General features: G+C 66.5%; 18 protein-coding genes and 1 pseudogene. 13 read left to right on the plus strand and 6 right to left on the minus strand.

Annotation, left to right across the window (positions count from 1 at the left end; all coding sequences use genetic code 11):
* Positions 1-30 precede the first annotated feature (30 nt).
* Both VGV41_RS00750 and nadC read right to left on the minus strand, forming a co-directional pair.
* Entirely contained in the window at positions 31-888 is an 858-nt protein-coding gene (locus VGV41_RS00750; protein WP_326861728.1) for an FAD binding domain-containing protein, read from the minus strand.
* 3 nt (positions 889-891) lie between these two features.
* Complete coding sequence (gene nadC, locus VGV41_RS00755) at positions 892-1,725, minus strand: carboxylating nicotinate-nucleotide diphosphorylase (RefSeq protein WP_326861729.1); 834 nt, start codon at positions 1,723-1,725, stop codon at positions 892-894.
* A 208-nt stretch (positions 1,726-1,933) separates the two neighbouring features.
* Here nadC and VGV41_RS00760 point away from each other — a divergent pair, with 208 nt between their 5' ends.
* The 5 genes and pseudogenes from VGV41_RS00760 (at position 1,934) to VGV41_RS00780 (ending at position 8,293) form a co-directional block, all read left to right on the plus strand.
* Positions 1,934-2,926: a TAXI family TRAP transporter solute-binding subunit gene (locus VGV41_RS00760; RefSeq protein WP_326861730.1), complete on the plus strand. Its 993-nt coding sequence runs from the start codon at positions 1,934-1,936 to the stop codon at positions 2,924-2,926.
* Between the two features lie 231 nt (positions 2,927-3,157).
* Positions 3,158-5,080 carry a TRAP transporter fused permease subunit gene (locus VGV41_RS00765; RefSeq protein WP_326861731.1) on the plus strand — a complete coding sequence of 641 codons (1,923 nt, stop codon included), beginning with the start codon at positions 3,158-3,160 and terminating at the stop codon, positions 5,078-5,080.
* A gap of 61 nt (positions 5,081-5,141) precedes the next feature.
* Positions 5,142-5,477, plus strand: a pseudogene (locus VGV41_RS00770) (DUF2189 domain-containing protein); the annotation flags it as partial.
* Positions 5,478-5,556: 79 nt separating this feature from the next.
* Positions 5,557-7,185 (plus strand): CocE/NonD family hydrolase, encoded by a 1,629-nt coding sequence (locus VGV41_RS00775; protein WP_326861733.1) that lies wholly within the window; start codon positions 5,557-5,559, stop codon positions 7,183-7,185.
* A gap of 19 nt (positions 7,186-7,204) precedes the next feature.
* Positions 7,205-8,293 carry an LLM class flavin-dependent oxidoreductase gene (locus tag VGV41_RS00780; RefSeq protein WP_326861734.1) on the plus strand — a complete coding sequence of 363 codons (1,089 nt, stop codon included), beginning with the start codon at positions 7,205-7,207 and terminating at the stop codon, positions 8,291-8,293.
* Positions 8,294-8,363: 70 nt separating this feature from the next.
* On the opposite strand, the gene VGV41_RS00785 is transcribed toward VGV41_RS00780, so the two are convergent.
* Positions 8,364-9,716 (minus strand): MFS transporter, encoded by a 1,353-nt coding sequence (locus VGV41_RS00785; protein WP_326861735.1) that lies wholly within the window; start codon positions 9,714-9,716, stop codon positions 8,364-8,366.
* A gap of 546 nt (positions 9,717-10,262) precedes the next feature.
* On the opposite strand from VGV41_RS00785, the gene VGV41_RS00790 reads away from it, so the two are divergent.
* The 3 genes from VGV41_RS00790 to VGV41_RS00800 all read left to right on the plus strand — a co-directional run bounded on the left by VGV41_RS00790 (position 10,263) and on the right by VGV41_RS00800 (position 13,776).
* Positions 10,263-11,498: an NAD(P)/FAD-dependent oxidoreductase gene (locus tag VGV41_RS00790; RefSeq protein ID WP_326861736.1), complete on the plus strand. Its 1,236-nt coding sequence runs from the start codon at positions 10,263-10,265 to the stop codon at positions 11,496-11,498.
* Positions 11,499-11,568: 70 nt separating this feature from the next.
* Positions 11,569-12,510 (plus strand): hypothetical protein, encoded by a 942-nt coding sequence (locus tag VGV41_RS00795; protein ID WP_326861737.1) that lies wholly within the window; start codon positions 11,569-11,571, stop codon positions 12,508-12,510.
* A gap of 114 nt (positions 12,511-12,624) precedes the next feature.
* On the plus strand, positions 12,625-13,776 hold the full coding sequence (locus tag VGV41_RS00800) for a hypothetical protein (protein WP_326861738.1): 1,152 nt from the start codon (positions 12,625-12,627) through the stop codon (positions 13,774-13,776).
* On the opposite strand, the gene VGV41_RS00805 is transcribed toward VGV41_RS00800, so the two are convergent.
* The 3 genes from VGV41_RS00805 to VGV41_RS00815 form a co-directional block, all read right to left on the minus strand.
* Complete coding sequence (locus tag VGV41_RS00805) at positions 13,773-14,618, minus strand: NAD(P)-dependent oxidoreductase (protein WP_326861739.1); 846 nt, start codon at positions 14,616-14,618, stop codon at positions 13,773-13,775. The genes VGV41_RS00800 and VGV41_RS00805 overlap by 4 nt on opposite strands.
* On the minus strand, positions 14,615-15,397 hold the full coding sequence (locus tag VGV41_RS00810; protein WP_326861740.1) for a glucose 1-dehydrogenase: 783 nt from the start codon (positions 15,395-15,397) through the stop codon (positions 14,615-14,617). Before VGV41_RS00810 ends, VGV41_RS00805 begins: the two co-directional genes overlap by 4 nt.
* A gap of 234 nt (positions 15,398-15,631) precedes the next feature.
* Positions 15,632-17,257: an NAD(P)/FAD-dependent oxidoreductase gene (locus tag VGV41_RS00815; RefSeq protein WP_326861741.1), complete on the minus strand. Its 1,626-nt coding sequence runs from the start codon at positions 17,255-17,257 to the stop codon at positions 15,632-15,634.
* 220 nt (positions 17,258-17,477) lie between these two features.
* Here VGV41_RS00815 and VGV41_RS00820 point away from each other — a divergent pair, with 220 nt between their 5' ends.
* The 5 genes from VGV41_RS00820 (at position 17,478) to VGV41_RS00840 (ending at position 22,118) form a co-directional block, all read left to right on the plus strand.
* Positions 17,478-18,647 carry an ABC transporter substrate-binding protein gene (locus tag VGV41_RS00820; protein ID WP_326861742.1) on the plus strand — a complete coding sequence of 390 codons (1,170 nt, stop codon included), beginning with the start codon at positions 17,478-17,480 and terminating at the stop codon, positions 18,645-18,647.
* A gap of 89 nt (positions 18,648-18,736) precedes the next feature.
* Complete coding sequence (locus tag VGV41_RS00825; protein ID WP_326861743.1) at positions 18,737-19,654, plus strand: branched-chain amino acid ABC transporter permease; 918 nt, start codon at positions 18,737-18,739, stop codon at positions 19,652-19,654.
* The gene (locus VGV41_RS00830; protein WP_326861744.1) at positions 19,651-20,676 is read left to right on the plus strand and encodes a branched-chain amino acid ABC transporter permease; all 1,026 of its coding nucleotides are present in this window, start codon (positions 19,651-19,653) and stop codon (positions 20,674-20,676) included. Before VGV41_RS00825 ends, VGV41_RS00830 begins: the two co-directional genes overlap by 4 nt.
* Positions 20,669-21,424: an ABC transporter ATP-binding protein gene (locus VGV41_RS00835; RefSeq protein ID WP_326861745.1), complete on the plus strand. Its 756-nt coding sequence runs from the start codon at positions 20,669-20,671 to the stop codon at positions 21,422-21,424. Before VGV41_RS00830 ends, VGV41_RS00835 begins: the two co-directional genes overlap by 8 nt.
* Positions 21,417-22,118: an ABC transporter ATP-binding protein gene (locus VGV41_RS00840; protein ID WP_326861746.1), complete on the plus strand. Its 702-nt coding sequence runs from the start codon at positions 21,417-21,419 to the stop codon at positions 22,116-22,118. Before VGV41_RS00835 ends, VGV41_RS00840 begins: the two co-directional genes overlap by 8 nt.
* Positions 22,119-22,437 lie beyond the last annotated feature (319 nt).

Genomic DNA, 22,437 nt, shown 5'->3' on the forward strand with positions numbered 1-22,437 from the left:
GGGGAAAGGATACGCCTTGCGTATGCGCGCTCATGCGTTCGCCTGCTCCAGCGCGCGGCGCACGACGGCGCGCACGAGATCGCAGCGATACTCGGCCGTGGTCTGGTGATCCTCCATCGCCTCGACCGCGTTCGCGGCCGCTTCGGCGGCGGCGCGGAAGACGGCGTCGCCCGGCGCTTGCCCGCTCAGCGCGCTTTCCGCTTCGGCAATGCGGCGCGGATACGGCTCGGCGCCACCGACGCCGACATGCGCATCGACGATCTTGCCGCCGTCGAGGCGATAGGTGACGAGGCTCGCGCTCATGGCAAAATCGCCGGCGCGGCGGCTGAACTCGTTGAAGCCGAAACGCGTGCCGGCAGGCAGGAGCGGCAGCTCGACCCGCGCCAGCAATTCGTCTTCGGCCAACGCCGTCGACATGATGCCGCTGAAGAAATCCTTCGCCGCGATGCGCCGCTCGCCGCGCGTGCTCACCGCAATCATGGTCGCGTCGAGCGTCGCCGCGACGAGGCACCATTCGGAGGAGGGATCGGCATGGGCGAGGCTGCCGCAGAAGGTGCCGCGCATGCGGATCGGGTAGTGCGCGATGTGGCGCACCACGGTCGCGAGCAGGGCGCCCAGCGGGCCGTCGACGACGGGCCTGTGGAAGGCGCCGTGGCGCACGCACGCGCCGATGCTGAGCGTCTTTCCATCGTTCGAAATCTTGTCGAGTCCGGCAACTTCGTTGATGTCGACGAGATGCGCCGGCTTCGCCAGCCGGAACGCCATGATCGGCACGAGACTTTGCCCGCCGGCAAGCACGCGGCCGTCCTGCGGCGCCACCTCGGCCAGGATCCTCACCGCCTCATCGAGCGTCTTCGGCACATGGCGGACGAAGGCGGCGGGTTTCATAGCTCAGGCCTCGTCCAGCCCGATATCGACCGCAGGCGAGCCCTGGATCATCTTGCTCGACGAGATGAAATCGACGCCGGTCTCGGCGATGGCGCGCACCGTATCGAACTTCACGCCGCCAGACGCTTCCAGCGGGATGCGGCCGTCGATGAGCTTCACCGCCGTGCGCATATCGTCGAGCGACATGTTGTCGAGCATGATGACGTCGGCCTTGGCGGCCAGCGCTTCCTTCACCTGCTCGAGGCGATCGCATTCGACCTCGATCTTCACCAGCGCGGGCGCGCCGGCGCGGGCGCGCTCCACGGCCTTGGCAATGCTGCCGCACACGGCGATGTGGTTGTCCTTGATCATCACGCCGCTATCGAGACCGAGGCGGTGGTTGGCGCCGCCGCCGCAAATGACGGCGTGCTTCTGCAGCGCGCGCAGGCCGGGCGTCGTCTTGCGCGTGTCGATGAGCTTCGCCTTCGTGCCTTTGATCGCGTCCATCCAGCGCGCCGTCTCGGTGGCGATGCCGGAGAGATGCTGCACGATGTTGAGCGCGGTGCGTTCGACGGTGAGCAGGCTGCGCGCCTTGCCCGAGATCTTCAGCAGCGTCGTCTTAGGCGCGACGCGGTCGCCGTCGTTTGCCGTCAGCGTGATCTGCACGCCGGGGTCGTAGCGACGGAAGCAGGCGGCGGCGACCTCGACCCCCGCGACGGCGATCGGCTGCCGCGCGTTCATGGCGAACGTGGCTTTGGCGTCGGCGTCGATCATGGTCAGCGACGTGATGTCGCCGTGGCCGATGTCCTCGGCGAGCCAGAGATCGATCAGCCGGTTGACGAGATAGAGATCGAGCATAAGGGACGTCCTTCCGGCCGCGATCATGCCGTGCCTGCCGCGCCGGCGACAGGGCAGCGCGGCTTCGGCACGGATTTTGTATGTGTACAAACGATAGCGCCCGTGTTTGGATTGTCAAACCGGGTGCGAAGAAGAAAGGGCGCCGTGCGATCCGCACGATGGCCGGCGCCGCAAGGAACGCTACACTCTCCCCGGAACGGAGGAACAGATGCGAGCACTTTGGACGAAGCGATGGCGCCATCGCGCCCTGGCGGCTGCCGGCATGGCGGCCCTGGGCCTAACCGCGGTCTTTGCAGCGCCGCTCAAGATCACCCTGGCCGGCGGCTCCGTCGGCGGCGCCTGGAGCACGATGGGCACCGCCATCGGCGAGACGATCCGGCTGCAGGCGCCGGGCTCCGCCTTCACCTACGAGCCGGGCGTCGACGCCGCCAACGTGCAGCTCGTCTCCGCCGGCAAGGTGCAGCTCGGCATCACGCATGCGCAGATGGCGCTGCGCGGGCAGAAGGGCGTGGCGCCGTTCCACGACAAGGTCACCGACATCCGCGCGCTGGCCCTGCTCGATCCGCAGGCCGCGGTGCAGATCCTGGTGCGCGCCGACGGCAAGATCACCAGCCTCGACGACATCAAGAAGAACAAGATGCCGGTGCGCGTCGCCTTCAACAAGCGCGGCACCATGATGGCGGTGATGGGCGAAGAGGTGTTCAAGGCCGCGGGCATCACGCCGCAGGACATCACGAAATGGGGCGGCCGCGTCGACTATGTCGACTACAACACCGGCCTGGCCGAATTGAAGAACGGCCAGACCGATCTCGTGCTCAACATGCTCGCCTTCCCCTCGGCGCAGGTGAAGAACATGGCGCGCGACGTCGACATGCGCCTGATCGGTCTCGACAAGGCGGTCGCCGATAAATTGTCGGCGGATGTCGGCACCAAGCCGGTCACTGTGCCGGCCGACACCTATCCCTTCGCCAAGCAGCCGGTGAACACCGTCACCGGCATGGTGGTGCTGGTCGCCTCGAGCAAGATGCCCGACGCGGAGGCGGCGACGATCGTGAAGGGCATGATCGACCACTACGATTATCTCAAGAAGGCCTATCCGCCGTTCTCGCGCATGGGCCCGGCGGCGCTCGCCGACGTCGCGCCGCTAAGCATGCATCCCGGCGCGGAGCAGGCGTACAAGGCGGCGGGGCTGCTGAAGTAGGGACGTTTGGCCGAACACGCCGCCGCAAACTCGGCGGGCTCCCTCTCCCCATCGAACTCGGGTCCACCCGAGTTCGGCATTCCAAAGCGGTCGAAGTCGGATATATCCGACTTCGACCGGGGAGAGGGTTGGGGTGAGGGGGGTCATGACTCTCAAATGCTGTAGCCCCTCACCCGACGCGCTGCGCGCGTCGGCCTCTCCCTATGGGAGAGGTGAAGCGAGCGAGTGACGATGTCGCGCCACCTCCTCACACTCATCGCGCCGGGCCGGCCGCGCGAACTCGGCGGCTTCGAGTCCGCCTTCATCTACGTATTGGCGGCGGTGACCTGCTCGGTCTTCATCGCCGTCGCGTACGGCTATTACATCAACGGCATGCTGCTGATGTACGCCTTCCTCGGCGTCGTGCTGGCGGTGTCGTTCCTCACGCTCAATGCCAATCCGCTGCGGCCGCGCACGGGCTCGTGGTTCGGCTGGATCGCCGCGGCGCTCTCGCTGGCCGTCGCCATCTATTTCATGATCCGCGATCCCTATTACGAGGCGCGGCTGCCGATGGTCGACGAACTCTCGCTCGCCGACCAGATCGCCGGCATTCTCGCCGTCGTGCTGATCCTGGAAGCGACGCGGCGCGTGATCGGCTTCACGCTCGTCGTCGTCGTGCTGGTGTTCCTCGCCTACGGCGTGTTCGGGCAATACATCCAGGGCCCGTTCTATCACCGCGCGCTGTCGCTGCAGGAGATGCTCGACCAGCTCGTCTTCACGACCAACGGCGTGTTCGGTTCGGCGCTGCACGTGGCGGCGTTCCTGGTGTTCGTCTTCGTCACTTTCGGCGCGCTGCTCGACCGCTGCGGCGGCGGTGACTTCTTCTTCGACCTCGCCAACAGCCTCGTCGGCAAGCAGGTCGGCGGCCCGGCCAAGGTGGCGGTCGTCTCCTCGGGCCTGTACGGCTCGATCTCCGGCTCGCCGACCGCCGACGTGGTGACGACCGGCGCCTTCACGATTCCGATGATGATCCGCACCGGCCTGTCGCCGGTCTATGCCGGCGCCGTGGAGGCGACCGCCTCGACCGGCGGCGCGCTCTTGCCGCCGGTGATGGGCACCGCCGCGTTCCTGATGTCGGATTTCACCGGCATTCCCTACGGCACCATCGCCATCGCCGCCGTGGCGCCGGCGCTCCTGTATTATCTTTCGATCTTCCTCGCCGTGCACGGCCACGCGCATATCACCGGGCTGAAACCGTCGGCGACGGCGGACACGCCGCGCTTCCTCAGCGTGCTGCGCCGCGACTGGTACTATTTCGTGCCGATTGCGATCCTGATCTGGTTCGTGCTCGCTTACGATCGTGCGGTGTTCTCGGCGGCGCTGGCGCTCGCCGCGTTGGTACCGATCACGCTCTGGCGCACGCGCAGCCCCGGCAAGACCGGCACCGCCATCCTCTCCGCGTTCGACGACGCGCTGCGCCGCATGACCGGCATCGGCGTCGCCTGCGCCGTCGCCGGGCTGGTGGTCGGCACTTTGGCGATGACCGATCTCACCGGCAAGATCTCCTCGGCGATGTTCGTGCTCGCCAAGGGCAACGAGGTGCTGACCCTGATCATCGCCACGGTGGTAGTGATCGTATTGGGCATGGGCATGCCGACGCCGGCGGTCTATGCGCTCGCCGCGGTGCTGGCGGCGCCGGCGCTGCTGGCGCTCGACGTGCCGATGCTGCCGGCGCATCTCTTCATCGTCTATTTTGCCTCGATGTCGGCGATCACGCCGCCGGTCGCGGTGGCGGCTTTTGCGGCGGGGAGCATCGCGCGCGCCAACCCGATGGCGATCGGTCTGCTGTGTTGCCGCCTGGCGATTGTCGCCTTCATCATCCCATTTGTTTTCATCTACCATCCCGGTCTGCTGCTGATCGGCAGCCCCCAGACGATTGCGCTCGATCTGGCCAGCGCCACGCTGGCCGTGATCGCACTGGTCGCTGCCACGGAAGGTTACCTGTTCGTGCCGCTGCAGCCGCTCATGCGGGCACTGTTCGGGGTCGCCGGGCTGCTGCTGATCACGACGCGCTTGATCCCCGCGTCGATCGGGCTGGCACTCCTCGTCGCGCTGTCGCTGTGGCTGTGGAGCGGGCGGCGCGTCCTCGCGCGCTGGGGCGGCAGCAAGGTTTGACATCCGTCAAGGCGCGCGTTTGAGCTGGCCGCAGGATGACGCGAATATTCCCGCGGGGGCGCGAGGCGTCCTCAACGTCGTGCTGACCACCAATGAGGGTCTCCTGTTCCTCGCCATCGGCAACCTCGACGGCGCGGTGCTGTCGCTGATCCTGTTCTCGCTGACGGTGGTGTCGTTCCCGCTCCTGCTCGAGCGCGAGGTGGATTTCATCACCGCGATGATCACCAGCGTGCGCGCGACGGTGACCAGCCCGGCGCCGATGATCGGCTGGGCGGCGGTGATCGTCATCCTGCTCGTCGTCTCGGCGATGCCGCTTTTCCTCGGCTTCGTGGTGACGCTGCCGGTGCTCGGCCACACCACCTGGCATCTCTATCGCCGCATCGTTGCGCCGCTTTGATGCTCTCTTGCCTTCGCGGGCGAACTGTCGAAGATGAGATGCCCGCCGCGCGGGCCAACGATAGAAGAGCGGAGGAACGATGATCGACGAGGTTGTGACCGTTGCAGCGCGCGACGGCACTCACATCGGCGTCCGCGTCTACCGGCCCGACAACGGGCGCTCGCCCGCATTGTTCGGCGCGTCGCCCTACCGCTTCGACAACAACATCCTGCCGGCAAGCCCGCAATTCCTCTGGCGCGAGACCGGCCCGATCGAGTTCTACGTCGCGCAGGGCTACGCCTTCGTGCAGATGGACGTGCGCGGCTCCGGCCGCTCCGGCGGCGACTTCGTCTTCCTCGGCCGCAAGGACCAGGAAGACCTCTACGACGTCATCGAATGGATCGGCGCGCAGGGCTGGTGCACCGGCAAGGTCGGCGGCATCGGTCAGTCCTATTTCTGCATGCTGCAATGGTTCATGGCGGCGCAGGCGCCGCCCTCGCTCGCCTGCATCGGCGCGCATGACGGGCTCGCCGACGCCTACCGCGCCGGCTGCTATCACGGCGGCATCCCCTGCGATTTCTTCCCCGGCTACTGGTGGTACCAGAACCGCTTCATCAACCGCTTCCCGGCGGAAGGGCCGGGCCGCGAGCAGGAGACCGATCTCGCCGCCATGGTCGCGGCGCATCCGACCTATGACGAGTTCTGGCGCGAGCGCAACGCGCTGGAACTGCTCGATCGCGTCACCGTGCCGGTCTATTCCAGCGGCGTCTGGTCGAAGCATCAACTGCACACGCGCGGCAACATCGACGCCTTCGCCAAGGTGAAAGGCGAGAAGAAATTGCGCCTGTCGGCGGCGCCGAACGCCTGGGCGGCGGCGGCCGAGTTCAGCAGCATCGATTTTCATCAGAAGGTGTTGCTGCCGTTCTACGATCATTATCTGAAGGGCAAAGAGACCGACTATGTGAAGCGGCCGAACGTCGAATACGCCGTGCGCGGCGCCGGCGCGATGCGGCAGTCGGAGACGTGGCCGCCGAAGGGCGTGCGTTACACCGCGTGGCACCTGACGGCCGAGCAGTCGGAGAGCGTCACCTCGCTCAACGACGGCGGGCTCACGCTCGCGCCGCCGCAGGGGCAGGAGGCGACCACCTACAATTATCCCGTGCCCGGCTGGGTCGCCGGCGTGGTCGGTTTCGGGCCGAGCGGGCCGCCGGCCTTCGATCCGGCGCGGCGCGTGCTCACCTTCACCACCACGCCGCTCGAGCACGACCTGGAGATCGCCGGGCCGATCAAGCTCGTGCTCTATGCCTCGTCGACCGCGCGCGACACGGATTTCTTCATCAAGCTGTGCGACCAGTTTCCGCAGAGCGCTGAGGAGCGCGGCAAACTGCTCAATCCGGCCTTCGAGGTGGTGACGCGCGGCTGGCTGCGCGCCTCGCATCGCGCGCTCGACCCGGCGCGCAGCACCGAGATGGTGCCGTACCATACCCATCGCGACCCGCAGCCGCTGACGCCGGGCGAGGTCTACAGGTTCGAGATCAGCCTCGAGCCGCAGGCCTATCGCTTCAAGGCCGGGCATCGTATCCGGCTCGAGATCGTCAACGGCGATTCGCCGGCGACGGAAGCGTTGTGGAGCCACTATTACCGGCCCGACAAGATCGGCGCCGACACGATCCACCACGACGCGCGCCATCTCTCGCAGCTCATCCTTCCGGTCACCGCGGACCGCTGAGCGTTCAAGGACCTCCGCAATGCAATTCGCGCACTTCTCGCACATCTGGGCGAAGCCCGGCATGACACCGCATCAGCGCTACGAGGAGCTGTGGGGCGAACTCACGCTCTGCGACGAACTCGGCTTCGACTACAGCTTCTGCGTCGAGCATCATTTTCGCCCGGACGAGAGCTGGATTTCCTCGCCATCGCTCTACGCGGTCGGCGCCGGCGCGCGCACCAAGCGCCTGCGCATCGGGCCGATGGGTTACATCGTGCCGCTCTATCATCCGCTGCGGCTCGCCGAAGAGATCGCCATCGTCGACCAGATGCTCGGCGGCCGCATGGAATGCGGCCTGGTGCCGGGCATCAACGCCGATTACTTCCGGCCGTTCGGCCTCGACTACGACTTGCGCAAGACGCCGACTTTGGAATTCGTCGATTATCTGCGCGCGGCCTATGGCGAGACGCAGCCGTTCTCGTGGCACGGCGAGAACTTCAATACCGACAGCGCGCAGCTCTCGGTGCTGCCGGCGCAGCGGCCGCATCCGCCGTTGTGGATGATGAGCCGCGATCCGCGCACGCTCGAGTTCTGCGCCGAGAAGGGCATCAATCCCGGCTACTTCCTCGTCTATCCGCGCGCCGATGCGGCGCCGCGCTATCGCGTCTTCCTCGACGCCTGGCGCAAGGCCGGCCACGCGCGCAAACCGAACATCGCCTACTGCACGCTGATCTATGTCGACGAGAGCGACGACAAGGCGCTCGAGGTCGCGGCACAGCGCGCGGCGCGCGCCTATGAAGGCTTCCTGCCGCCGCCGCAGCCGGGCGAGACCTTCGAGGACCGCGTGCGCACGCATGCCAAAAAGTTCATCGGCCGCGGCGAGCCGGGCGCCTCGGAGATCATGGCCAACCTGTTCGACCCCGACTACCTGTTGAAGAATGAGCTCGTCTATATCGGCTCGCCGCAGACGGTGGCCGAGAAGCTCAGGCGCACGGCGGAGACCGGCCTGTTCAACGTCTTCCTCGGTGAGTTCAACTTCTCCGACCTGCCGGCGGAGGACGTGATGCGCTCGATCCGGCTGTTCGGCGAAAAGGTGATGCCTGCGTTGCGCGGCTACGAGCCGTTCTGAGGCCCGGCGCGAAAACGAAGGCCCGCGCCGGCTGGCGGCGCGGGCCTTTTTTTATCGTCGCGACGCGGCGCTATTGCGCGTCGCGCAATTCGGGATGCATGGCGAGCCGCTGCTCGTTCAGCCGCCAGATCACGAAGCATACGATCGCGCCGGCGACGAAAGGCAGCGCCGACCACATATAGAGCCGCTCCACCGACATGCCGACGAACAGAGCACCGACCAAGGGACCGACGATCGAGCCGATGCGGCCGATGCCGAGTTCCCAGCCCGAGCCGTTGGCGCGCAGCGAGGTCGGATAGACCAGCGCGCCGATCACGTTGATCGCCGACTGGATGCCGAGCACGAAGAAGCCGGCGAAGAAGATCGTGACCAGCAGCGCCGTCTGCGACGTCAGGCCGGCATAGCCGATGGCGCCGACGATCGGCACCGCCAAGACGAACATGATGGCGACGGCGAGGAAGCGGTGCTTCTGCAGCCACCAGCACAACACCAGCGCGCCGACCGTGCCGCCGATCTGCAGGCTCGCGCCGGAGAGCGCGACGGTCGTCGGCGGCAGCTTCGCCGCCGTCATCAAGGTCGGCGTCCAGCTGATGAGGAAGAAGTAGCCCATCAGGTTGAGCGCGAACAGCAGCCACAGCAGCGGCGTGATCAGCTGCAGGCCCTGACCGAACAGGTACTTCGGATTGAAGCCTTGCACCTGCTGCTCGTCTTCGATGACGAAGCGCGCATTCGCCGGCACGGTGGTGCCGGGGTTGATCGAGCGGATGGCCGCGACCATCTTGTCGCGCTGGCTCTCGTGCAGCGCCATGAACTTGATCGACTCGGGCAGGCCGAAGATCGCGGCGATGGCAATGACGATCGGCACGATGCCGCCGATCAGGAAGATGATCTGCCAGCCATGCGCCGGCACCAGCGCGGCGGTGACGAAGCCCGGAATGGCGCCTCCGAGCGGCACGAAGCCGACGGCGATGATGGCGAGCGTCGCGCGCAGCCGCCGCGGCGCCGACTCGGCGTTGATGGCGACGACGTTCGGGATGACGCCGCCGATGCCGAGGCCCGCAAGCAGGCGCAGCCAGAACATCTGGTCGAGGTTCGTCGCATAGGCGGCGCCGACGGTGAAAATGCCGAACACGAGGTTGGCGGCGATCAGCGACGCCTTGCGGCCGTAGCGGTCGCCGATCCATCCGAACAGCGCCGAGCCGAACAGGATGCCGACCAGGCTGGCGCTGAACACCGGGCCGAGCGCCTTCGGCGAGATGTGCCACTCCCTGATGAGGTGCGGCGCCGCGAAGGCGATCGCGGCGATGTCGTAGCCGTCGATCAGCACCAGAAAAAACGACCAGATGAGCAGGACGATCTGGAACGAGCCGAGGCCGCGCTCGTCGAGCAGGCGCGATACCGGGACGACCGGTTGGTCAGCCATTATTTCCCCCTGTGAGCGTTGTTCGTTTTTATGAGTTCGAGCGAAAATCTATCGGAACCTGCCGCCGTTGCAATGCGTCTGCGCGTCTTGCGCGCAACGAAAATCGCCAAGCCTTCAAATATTGATCGGATATGTCTCGGTTGCAGATGATGACGCTCGCGGTGCGGGCCGCGTCCCACTGAAGCGAGCCTGGACCTCCGGCCCGTGCGCTAGCCGATGCTTTGGTTGCACTGCAATAATAATCCCGGGGCCGTCGGTATCCTGTTCCCTTTGCTGCAAAGCGCGCTAGACTCACCTCAAAACAAGAACGCTTCGGGAGAACGTTTGAAGGAGGGGTGACATGAGCGTCCTGCTCTTTGCTTTCGGCTCGATCGCCGCGATCTGGATCTGCGTGCTGCTGTTCTCGCCGATGCTCGGCTCGGATCACTGATCCGCTCGTTGCGGCTGGCGGCAGGCTTCGGGCCTTGCGCCCCGGTGCGGACCACCGCGCCGGAGCCTATATGAACTGGCCGAACGTCCTTCCGTCGTGCCGGGGTCCCACGCCGTATGCCGTCAGACACCGAAGTCGCCGTGATCGGCGGTGGCGCCGCCGGTATCGCCGCGGCGCGGCGGCTGACTGACGCCGGCGTCTCGTGCCTGCTGATCGAGGCGCGCAATCGCCTCGGCGGCCGCGCCTACACGGTTCATCACGACGGCCACGGCGTCGATCTCGGCTGCGGCTGGCTGCACTCGGCCGAAACCAATCCATTCGTCCATATCGCGGAACAGCAAGGACGTCGCATCGACCGCTCGACGCCGGCCTGGGGCCGTCCCGCGCTCGAGCGCAATTTCCCGCTCGCCGACCAGCGCGATTACCAGCAGGCGATGGCCGCGTATTTCGAGCGCCTGAGCGAGCTCGCCGAGCGCGACGTGGACGTCTCGTGCGCGGCCGCCTTCGAGCCCGGCAATCGCTGGAACGGTCTCATCGGCGCGGTGGTCAGCTACATCAGCGGCGGCGACGCCGTGCGTGTCTCGGCGCGCGATTTTGAGAACTATGCCGGCACCGACGTGAACTGGCGCGTCGCCGAAGGCTACGGCACGGTGGTCGCCGCCGTCGCCGATGGCCTCGATGTCGCGCGCGAGACGGTCGTCGAGCGCATCGACCATAGCGGCACGCGGCTGCGTATCGCGACGAACCGCGGCACCATCGATGCCGCGCGCGTCATCGTCACCTTGCCGACCGACATTCTCGCCGCGCGCGACGACCTGTTCTTGCCGGTGCTGCCGCAGAAAACCGAAGCTGCCGCCGGCCTGCCGCTCGGCCTTGCCGACAAACTCTATTTGAGGCTGGAGAACGCGGAGGAGTTCGGTCGCGACACGCGCGTTTTCGGCCGCCTCGATACCAAGGACACCGCCTCGTATACGATCAGGCCGCAGAGCCGGCCGCACATCGAAGGCTATTTCGGCAACGGCTGCGCCGCTGAGCTGGAAAAGGGCGGCGTGCAGGCTTTCGTCGATTTTGCCACCGGGCAGCTCGCCGATGTGTTCGGCAGCGATTTCAAAAAGCGGCTGTCGCTGCTCGACATGCACCTGTGGGCGTCCGATCCGTTTGCGCGCGGCTCCTACTCATTTGCGCTGCCGGGCCGTGTGGATTGCCGCCAAACGCTGGCGGCGCCGGTCGACGGGCGGTTGTTCTTTGCCGGCGAGGCCTGCTCGAAACTCGATTTCTCCACCGCGCACGGCGCCTATCTCACCGGGCTGGCTGCGGCCGAGCAGGTGCTGGCGGCGCGCAAGCGCGGCTGAGCCGCCTTGCCTTTGCCTATTTCTGTTATCATATCGCAGCCATCGAATATTGCCGTGACCGGGGGCGAACATGGCGGCCTATCGCCGATATCTTCTGGCATTTCTCGTGTTGGCGGCGTTCGCCGGCGGCCAGGCCGTCGCGGCGGAGAAGGCGGACAAGGTCTCCTTCTATTTCGCCGCGCACGAAGACGACTGGCAGTTGTTCATGAATCCGTCGGCCTTCCAGGACGTGCTCGAGGGCGCCGCCAAGACCGTGTTCGTGCATGTCACCGCCGGCGATGCCGGGCTCGGCACCGGCGACGGCGGCCGCAAGCGGCCCTATTACCTCGCGCGCGAGAATGGCGCCGAAGACGCCATCCGCTTCATGGCCGACACCGACCACGAGCCGGCGAAGCCCGTCGTCTCGCACGTCGTGCTCAACAACCATCGCATCTTCCGTATCGCCTATCGCAATACGGTGAGCTACTTCCTGCGCGTGCCGGACGGCAACATCAAGGGCGAGGGCTTCCCCGACACCGGCTTCCAGTCGCTGAAGCGGCTGCACGACGGCGCCGTCAGGACGATGGTCGCGGTCGACGGCACCGCCGTCTATCGCGGCTGGGACGATCTCGTGCGCACGGTGCGCGCCATTGTCGACGCCGAGCGCGGGCGGGCGCCGCTGGTGCAGATCAACATCGCCGAGACCGATGCCGCCATCAATCCGGACGACCACGCCGATCATTTGATGGTCGCGCGCGCCGCGCTCGACGCGGTCAAAAACCTGTCCTGCGTGCGCCGCGTCTCCTATGTCGATTACGCCAGCGCCAAGCTGCCGGAGAACCTGAACGCGCAGCAGCGTGACATGGAGAGTTCGGTGTTCGCGGTGACGCTCGCCGGCGTGCAGGCGTTCGACCACGGCACCTCCTGGCGGCACTATGACGGCGCCTATGTCGGCCGTAATTATTTCCGCGTGCAGGAAGCGGGTGGAAGCTGCGCGCCGCCGTTGTCGCAGGTGGCGGCGGCGCATCGCTGAGTGAACGGGCGCCGTGCGGCGACGTTGATTTGCGTCAAGGCCGGGCGGCAGGCCGCCTCTAACATTAAGAAGCGGCCTTGAGGCGGAGAGTGGCCGTGGAGCGCGCGGCCGCCGATGCGCCATATCGATATCCAAACCAGTTTGTCGCCGCAGCGTCTGGTGTCGCTGGACGCCCTGCGCGGCTTCAATTTCATCTGGATTCTCGGCGCCGACGGCGCGGTGATCGCGCTCGCCGACATCATGCGCGCGCACGGGGGGCTGCTTGCGCCGGTCGGCCAGTTCCTGCGCGATCAACTGACGCATCCGTATTGGGTGGGCTTGCGCTTCTACGATCTGATCTTCCCGCTGTTCATCGTCATCACCGGCGTCGCGATCACGCTGGCGCTGCCGATGCTTGCCGAACGCGAAGGTCTGGCAAAGGCGCACTGGCGCGTCATCCGCCGCGCGCTCATCCTCTATGTGCTGGGCCTCATCTATTACGGCGGCCTGAGCGGGACGTTCGACCACATCCGTTACGTTGGCGTACTGCAGCGCATCGCCTTCTGCTATCTCGCCGCGTCGATCCTGTTCCTCAATCTCGATTGGCGCGGACTGCTCGCCGTCACGATCGCACTGATCGCCGGCTACTGGGCGCTGATGACCTTCGTGCCGGTACCCGGCGTCGGCGCCGGCTCGTATGCGCCGAACGCCAACCTTGCCAACTGGATCGACACGCAATTCCTGCCCGGGCGCATGTGGGACAAGACGCGCGATCCGGAAGGACTGCTCAGCACGCTGCCGGCGATCGCCACCTGCCTGATCGGCGTGCTGGCGGGGCTGCTGCTGCAGGTCAGACAGCTCACGTCCTCGGCCAAATCGCTGTGGCTGATCGGCGGCGGCCTCGTCATGACGGCGGCCGGTTATCTGTGGTCGCTGGAAATGCCGCTGATCAAGCCGATCTGGACCTCGTCCTTCGTGCTGGCGACCGGCGGCATGAGCCTGATCCTGCTCGGCGCCTTCCATCAGGTGATCGACGTCTGGGGCTACAAAAGCTGGACGCCGGCCTTCGTCTGGATCGGCGCCAACGCCATCCTGCTCTACGTCCTCAACGCGCTGATGGGCTTCGACGAGCCGGCGCGCCGCATCGCCGGCGGCGACTTCGGCGAATTGCTCGACGAGGTGTTCGTACACGGTGTCGGGGCGCTGATCGTCAACCTCACCGCGCTCGGCCTCGTCATCGCGCTCGCCCGCTTCCTCTACCGGCGTAAGCTCTTCCTGCGCGTCTAGCCTTTTGGCTTGACGAAGGCGTCGAGGATGTCGACCTCGTCCTTCTTGCCGTCATAGTCCTCGGCGATGCGCTGGTAGAAGCGCGCCGCGGCCGTGAGCATCGCGTGCTCGGGAAATTCCTCGCCGACGAAGCCGCCGATCTCGTCGAGCTCCGCCACCCAGCGATAGGCCTTGCTGTACATCGCGGGAATTTGCCGGCCGAGCCATTGCGTCATCGCCGGCTGACTCTCGGCGAGCTCCGCCTTGAGCGCCTCGGCGGAGCCGTCGCGCGTCGCGGCCAGCATCATGCCGGCGGCCAGCGCGGTGAAGCCCTTGGTAATTCCGGCATAGGACATCTTCAGCGCCGACGCGGCCGTCAGCGGGCCCTCGACGATGCGCACGATGAGACCATGCTCGTTGAGCCGCATGACCTCGTGCGCGGCCGGGCCGGAGACGTAGAGCTTGGTGTTGGTCGAACCGGGCTTGGGCGGCGGGCCGATGATGCCGGCAGCGACGAAGGACGCGCCGCTGGCCGCGATGACCTCGGCATTGCCGCGCATGGTCGGCGGACTGACGGCGTTGCAATCGACGAAGACCGGCTTGCGGCTCGCGGCCGCGAGCAGCGGCCTGAACCGTTCGGCGAGCCGCCGCGCATCGCCCGGCGGCACGATCGACAGGAACAGACCGGCTTCCATGAGCTGCGCGTCGTCGACCGCGCGCATGCCGGCGGCCTTGGCGCGTTTCACGCTCGCCTCGCTCCGCCCGGCGAGCGAGGTGAGCACGGTGACGCCGTTCTCGGTGAGGCGCTGGGCAACGCCGCTGCCCATGGCGCCGGCGGCGACGATGGCGACGGTAATGCTCATGATCCGGTGACTCCGCCGTCGAGGTTGATGCTCTGGCCGGTGACGAAGCCCGCCGCGTCGGAGGCGAGGAACAACGCCGCGCCGACCAGGTCTTCCGGCACTTCCGGCCGCGGGATGCATTGCATGGCGACGATGCGCTCCTTCTGCTGCGGCGTCACGGTCTTGCGCTCGATCTCGGTGAAGGTGGCGCCCGGCAGGATGGCGTTGACGGTGATGCCGTCGGGACCGAGCTCGCGCGCCATCGACAGGCTCATGCTCATCAGCGCGCCTTTGGTGGCGATGTAGTGCAGGTAGTTCGGCCGGCCGAGGCGCACCGCGCCGGAGGCGATGTTGATGATGCGGCCCCATTTCGCCCGCCGCATCGCCGGCAGCACGGCGCGCGCGCAGAGGAACGGGCCGGTCAGGTTGACGCGCAGCACGCGCTCCCATTCCTCGAGCGGGATCTGGTCGAACGGCCGCATCTCGAGCGTCGAGAAGATGCCGGCATTGTTGATGAGCACGTCGATGCGGCCGTATTCGTCCTCGACCACCTCGATCATCTCCCTGATCGAGGCCTCGTCGGCGACGTCGGTGGTCACCGCCAGCGCCTGGCCGCCGGCCTTCATGATCTCCTCGGACACCGTCGCGGCCTTGGCCTCATTCAGTTCGGCGATGACGGCGCGCGCGCCGGCTTTCGCAAACGCTTTCGCGAATGCGCGGCCGATGCCCTGTCCGGCGCCGGTCACGATGACGACGCGGTCCTTGAGCGAGGGAAAGACGATGTTCTGCAGATCGGTCATGCGGGGCTCGCTTTTTTACCCTCCCCGCGCGTAGCGGTGGGGAGGGTCGGTTCTCAATCGCATAACGATTGAGAACCGGGGTGGGGGGAACTGACAGCGTTTGCGATCCATATCAAGGGCCCCCCACCCCTGACCCCTCCCCACCACTCGCTCCGCTCGTGGGGGGAGGGGAAGGGTCTTCAGTCGTGGCATCCTTTGAGCGCCTCGCCTCGCGCCGTCCCGGAATGACGTCTGTTAGTTCTTCCTCGCGTGTTCCTCCAGCGCCGTGCGCGCGTCCCACGGCGTCCACCACGGCGTGAGGCCGAGCTCCCTGGCGATGATGCCGGCGGTGATGTAGCCGGCGCCGCCGGAAATCGCGCCGCCGGGATGGCCCGAGGAGCCGGCGTTGTACAGGTTCGGGATCGGCGAGCGATAGCCGAAATGGTTGTACATTACCTGCTCGGCGTTGAACGCGCCCATGAAGATGTCGCCGCCGCGCATGTTGATCATCTCCTGCACGTATTCGCGGCCGGTGTAGATGTAACGCCCGAGGATGTTCTTCGCCGTCATGTTCGGACAGTAGCGGGCGAATACCTCGACGATCCTGTCGGCGAACTCTTCCTTGAAGGCCTCGTAGCTCTGCCCGCCGATGTCGGGATCGAGCGGCATCACGTGCCAGCAATAGGTGGTGTGCTTGCCCGGCGGCGCCTGCGTCGGATCGAGCAGGCTCAGGGGGCCGGAGCCGAACTGCACGATCTTCGGCACGCGTCCGGCCTGTACGTCGGCATGCGCGGCGTAGAGATCGTCCATGGTCTCGGCGCCGATCGACCATTTCAGCGTGCGGTTGATGTTCGGATCGAAGCTTTCGGCGGCGAAGCGCGGGCTTTCGTTGAGCGCCAGATGCAGGCCGAACAGGCTCCACGCCGTGTACTGGAAGGCGTCGAGCTTCTTGAGGAACGCGGCTGGCAGTTGCTCGCGGCCGATCAGGGTCTCGAAGGTCTGGTGCACGTCGAGCGTCGAGGCGACGAACTGCCGCGCCCGCACCGTGCGGCCGTCGGCGAGCGCGATGCCGGTCGCCTTGCCGTTCTCGACGACGATGCGGTCGATATCGACCTGCGGCTGGTAAGTGCCCCCGGCGGCGATGAAGGCTTCCATCAGGCCGCGCGCCAGATTGAACGAGCCGCCCTGGCAGAGCTGGTAGCCGCTCTCGAGGTCGAAGGCGCGGATCACCGAGCCCATCGGCGAGGTCTTCGACAAGGTGTCGACCAGCCAGGTGCCGAACAGCGACACCTTGAACAGGAACAGCAGGCGCACGTGCTCATTCTCGAACAATTCGCGCACGACATCGAGCGGCTGGCGGCTTGCCACGTCGAGGAATTCGCGGCCGAGCGCGGTGCGCTTCAGCAGCGCCTCGCGCTCCGCCTGCGGCAGCGGCTCGGCATAGCGCTCGGGCAGGAAGATCTCGCGCGTGATCGTCTCCGCCTTGCGGTTCCAGTCGCGGAAGGTCTGCGCGTCCTTCGGCGAGAAACGCGCGATATTGGCGACCGACTCCTCGAGGTCGCGTCCGAGCACCAGCGCGGTGCCGTCGGCGTGCGCCTGCCCGAGTTCGTAGCGCGGCGTGATGTAGGTGACGCGCTCGTCGAGCCCGAGGTCCTTGAACCACGGCGTCTCGCTGATGTGGAAGTGATTGATCGAATGCAGGTTGTGGTAGAAGCCCGGCAGCGTCACCTCGCGCGTACACAGGCCGCCGCCATAGGTCAGCCGCCGCTCGACCAGCAGGATCTTGAGGCCGGCGCGCGCCAGATAGGTGCCGAGGATGAGGCCGTGATGACCGGCGCCGATGACGATGCCGTCGTAGGTTTTCTCCAGCGCCTTGCTCAATGGGCCGATCCTTGCTGCTTCGCGGGCGCGGCACAGTGCCGCCGCGGCGGCAGGCCGGTCAATGCCGCACGGCGCATGGGCCCGCGCGGCGGCGTCATGGCCTCGGGCGCGGAAATATAGTTCGGCCGGCCAATGGGTTCGGCGGTAGACCTTTTCCCGCAGGCCGGTAGACTGGTGCCGGAAAAACATGGGGCCCTGTCGTGGCCCGGGGGAGGACAACATGCGTAAAGTATTGCTCGCGGCCGGCGCCGCGCTGGTGCTAGCGGCCGGACCCGCCGCGGCCCAGCAGAAGACCGTCAAGATCGGTTTCGTGTCGACGTTCAGCGGCCCGGTGGCCGCGATCGGCAACGACATGCGCAATTCCTTCGAGCTCGCGCTCGATCACATGGGCCGCAAGATGGGCGGCCTGCCGGTTCAGGTCATCTACGAGGACGACGGCTTCAAGCCGGAGGTCGGCCGGCAGAAGACCGAGAAACTGATCGAATCCGACAAGGTCGATTTCGTCGCCGGCTTCATCTGGTCGAACGTGGCCTATGCGTCCTACAAGCCCGTCGTCGACGCCAAGACGTTCCTGATCATCTCCAATGCCGGCGAGACGCGGCTCGCCGGTGCCAACTGCTCGCCCTACATCTTCTCGACCGCCTGGACCAACGATCAGAACCCGATCGCGGTCGCGGACTACATGAATTCCAAGGGCGTGAAGTCGGTCTATCTGATCGGCCCGAACTATGCGGCCGGCAAGGAGAACCTCGCCGGCTTCAAGTCGGCCTACAAGGGCAAGGTGCTTGGCGAGGACTATACGACGTGGCCGTCGCAGCTCGATTTCTCCGCCGAGCTCGCCAAGGCCAAGGCGGCGAAGCCCGAGGCCGTCTACATGTTCTATCCCGGCGCCGCCGGCGTGCAGTTCCTCAACCAGTATGCGCAGGCGGGGCTGAAAGGTTCGGTGCCGCTCTACACCACCTTCTCGATCGACTCGCTCAGCCTGCCGCGCCAGAAGGATGCCGCCGTCGGCGTCATCAGCGCGCTGGAATGGACGGCCGACTTCACCAACGACGCCAACAAGAAGTTCGTCGGCGACTTCAAGAAGAAATACGGCAGCGAGCCGTCGTTCTACGGCGCGCAAAGCTATGACGCCGCCATGCTGATCGGCTCGGCGGTCAACGCGGTGAAGGGCAACCTGTCCGACAAGGCGGCGGTGCAGAAGGCGCTGGAGAAGGCCGACTTCAAGTCGGTGCGCGGCGACTTCAAGTTCGGCCCCAATCACTATCCGACGCAGAACTTCTACATGCAGGAAGTGGTGAAGGTCGGCGACACCTACACCCAGAAGACCTTGGCTCTGGCCGACAAGAACGTGCCGAACCCGCACGCTGCGCAATGCCATATGAAGTAACGGCCTGACGTGTTGCGGATGGCGGCAGCACGCGCTGCCGCCATTTGCTTGTGCGCAGGGCTCGCGCGGCGCCCGCGCCAGGGGGAACGATGACGCTCTTCATCGAGCAATGCCTCAACGGCCTGCAGCTCGGCCTGCTGCTGTTTCTTCTCGCGGCCGGGCTGACGCTCGTCTTCGGCATCATGGACTTCGTCAACCTGGCGCACGGCTCGCTTTATATGATCGGCGCCTATTTCGCGGCGACCTTCGCGAGCTGGACCGGCAGCTTCGTGTTCGGCGCCGTGCTCGCCGTCGCCGCGACGTTGCTCGTCGGCATGGTCGTCGAGGTGATCGCGATCCGGCGGCTCTACGGTCGCGATCATCTCGATCACGTGCTCGGCACGTTCGGCCTCATCCTCTTCTTCGATGAGCTGGTGCGCCTGATCTGGGGGCCGGGCGGCAAGAGCCTGCCGGTGCCTGCCTTCCTCAATGGCTCGTTCGAGATCCTGCCGGGCATCCAGTATCCGGTTTACCGGCTGGCGATCATCGCGGTGACGCTCGCGGTCGCCGCGTTCCTCTATGTGCTGGTCATGCGCACCCGCATCGGCATGCTTATCCGCGCCGGCGCCAGTAACCGCGAGATGGTCGGTGCGCTCGGCGTCAACATCAAGCTGCTCTATACGCTGGTGTTCGGGCTCGGCGCGGCGCTGGCCGGCCTCGCCGGGCTGATGCAGGCGCCGATCCTCACCGTGCAGATCGGCATGGGCGAGAACATCCTCATCCTCGCCTTCGTCATCACCGTCATCGGCGGCATCGGCTCGATCCGCGGCGCCTTCATCGCGGCGCTGCTCGTCGGCTTCATCGACACGCTCGGTCGCTCGTTCCTGCCGAACCTGCTGGTCGACCTCGTCGGCCGGCAGGCGGCCTTCACCGCCGCGCCGGCTCTGTCCTCGATGCTGATCTACATCCTGATGGCCGCGGTTCTCGTGGTGAAGCCGCAAGGGCTGTTCCCGGCGGGCTCGCGATGAGCGGCGCGTTCACGCTGCGCAACGGGGTGATCGCCGCGCTGTTGCTTGCGCTGGCGCTGCTGCCGCTCTACGTGCAGCTGACCGGCGACCGCTTCATGCTGACCCTGTTCTCGCGCATCGTCATCCTGGCGATCGCGGCGGTCAGCCTCAACCTCATCCTCGGCTACGGCGGCATGATGAGCTTCGGCCACGCCGCCTATCTCGGCATCGGCGGCTACACCGTCGCCATCCTCGCCTTCGAGGGCGTGCCGAGCGCCTTCGTGCAGTGGCCGGCCGCGCTCGCCGCTTCGGCGTTGTTCGCGCTGATCGTCGGCGCGCTGTCGCTGCGCACGCGCGGCGTCTACTTCATCATGATCACGCTCGCCTTCGCGCAGATGGCCTATTATCTCGCCTCCGGCACGGCGCGCTACGGCGGCGACGACGGCCTGTCGCTCGACACGCGCAGCACCTTCGCCGGGCTCATCGATCTGTCCAACAAGACGACGTTCTATTACGTCTGCCTGGTGCTGCTGTTCGGCAGCATTCTGCTGGTCTGGCGGCTGACCAATTCGCGCTTCGGCATGGTGCTGCAGGGCGTGCGTTCCAACGAAGCCCGCATGCGGGCGATCGGCTTTCCGACTTTCCGCTACCAGCTTGCCGGCTTTGTGATCGCCGGGACCATGTGCGGGCTGGCCGGCGCGCTCATCGCCAACCACACCGAGTTCGTCAGCCCGTCGATGATGTTCTGGACGCGCTCGGGCGATCTCATCGTCATGGTCGTGCTCGGCGGCATGGGCACTCTGTTCGGACCGGTGTTCGGCGCGCTGGCGCTGTTGTTCCTGGAGCAGTTCCTGCCGGCGGCGATCAGCACCATCGTGCACCCGTTCAATCCCGCCGGCGCGGCCAAGGCCGGCGAATTCTGGCAGATCGTGCTCGGTCCGCTTTTGCTGGTGGTCGTCCTGTTCGCCCGCGGCGGCATCGATGGCCTGCTGCGTGCGCTGTCCGATCGTGCGCATGGGCAGAGGAAGCGCGGCCATGGCTGACGCGCTGCTCCGGGTCGCGGGTCTCGCCAAGCGTTTCGGCGGCATCGTCGCCACCGACGACGTCGCCCTCGACGTGCCCGAAGGCGAGCTGCACGCCGTCATCGGTCCGAACGGCGCCGGCAAGACCACTCTGATCGCACAGCTCAGCGGTCAGTTGATGGCAGACTCCGGCCGCATTCATTTCGCCGGTGTCGACATCACGCGCACGCCGGCGTGGCGGCGCAGCCATCTCGGACTGGCGCGCTCGTTCCAGATCACCTCTTTGTTCCTCGACCACTCGGTGCTCGACAATGTGGCGCTCGCCGTGCAGGCGCACGCCGGACATTCTTTCCGTTTTTGGCGCAATGCCCGTTTGGAGACGGGGTTGCGCCAACAGGCGCGCGCGGCGCTTGACGAGGTCGGCCTCGCTCATCGCGCCGATGCACGCGCCTCGCTCTTGAGCCACGGCGAGCATCGTCTGCTCGAACTGGCGATGGCGCTGGCGGGACAGCCGCGCATGCTGCTGCTCGACGAGCCGATGGCCGGGCTCGGTCCCGACGAATCGGCGCGCATGGTCGCGATGCTGCGCCGCCTCAAGCAGCGCTACACCATCCTGCTGGTCGAGCACGACATGGAGGCAGTGTTCGCGCTCGCCGACCGTATCAGCGTCCTCGTCTACGGCCGCGTCATCGCCACCGGCGCGCCCGACGTCATCCGCGCCAACAATCAGGTGCGCGAAGCCTATCTCGGCGAGGACGACCATGTCTGAGCCGATCCTCGCCATTGACGGGCTCGAGACCTGTTACGGCCTGAGCCAGGTGCTGTTCGGCATTTCGCTCGCGATCGGTGAGGGCGAGATGGTCACGCTGATGGGCCGCAACGGCATGGGCAAGACCACGACCGTCCGCTCGATCATGGGGCTGACGCCGGCGCGCGCCGGCCGCGTGCGTTTCGCCGGACAGGAGATCCGCGGCTGGCCCGCCTATCGTGTCGCGCAAGCCGGCATCGGCCTGGTGCCGGAAGGGCGGCAGATCTTTCCGAACCTGACCGTGCGCGAGAACCTTGTCGCCACCGCCGCCGGCAACGGCGCATGGACTCTCGACAGCGTTTACGAGCTCTTTCCGCGGCTCTCCGAGCGCGCGGCCAGTATGGGCAATCAGCTCTCCGGCGGCGAGCAGCAGATGCTGGCGATCGGCCGCGCGCTGATGACCAATCCGCGTCTTCTGATCCTCGACGAGGCGACCGAGGGCCTGGCGCCGCTCATCCGCCGCGACATCTGGAATTGCCTGGCCCGGCTGAAGGCGACGGGGCTGTCGATCCTGGTCATCGACAAGAACGTCGGCGCGCTGATGCGCGTCGCCGATCGGCATGTGCTCATCGAGCGCGGCCGTGTCGTGTGGGAGGGCGCCTCCGCAGCGCTCGCCGCTGTACCGGACGTGCAGCACCGGTATCTGGGGGTCTGAACTCGTTTGAACCGAGGCGCCGGCCAAGGGCACAGCGGGCTCCCTCTCCCCATGGGAGAGGTGAAGCGCGTCTGCGGTGCGACCACCTCACGCTATTGTCTCCCCGTCCGGCCGCAATGCAGCACAAATTCTTTTCAACGGACTATTGACCTACTAGGCCGATATGCCTATTATGCGCCCTGTCCTGCTCTTCAAGGGGCGTCACCGGAGACGTGCCGAGGACGGAGCAGCGGTGAGACGGAAGGCCGGAGATGCGGTCTTGTCGTCTCATCGGGTCGGACCGAAAGGTCCGGCTGATGCGGCGCCCGCGGGCGGGGCT

This window comes from Pseudolabrys sp., from assembly GCF_035943735.1.
In the GTDB taxonomy this organism is placed as follows: domain Bacteria; phylum Pseudomonadota; class Alphaproteobacteria; order Rhizobiales; family Xanthobacteraceae; genus Pseudolabrys.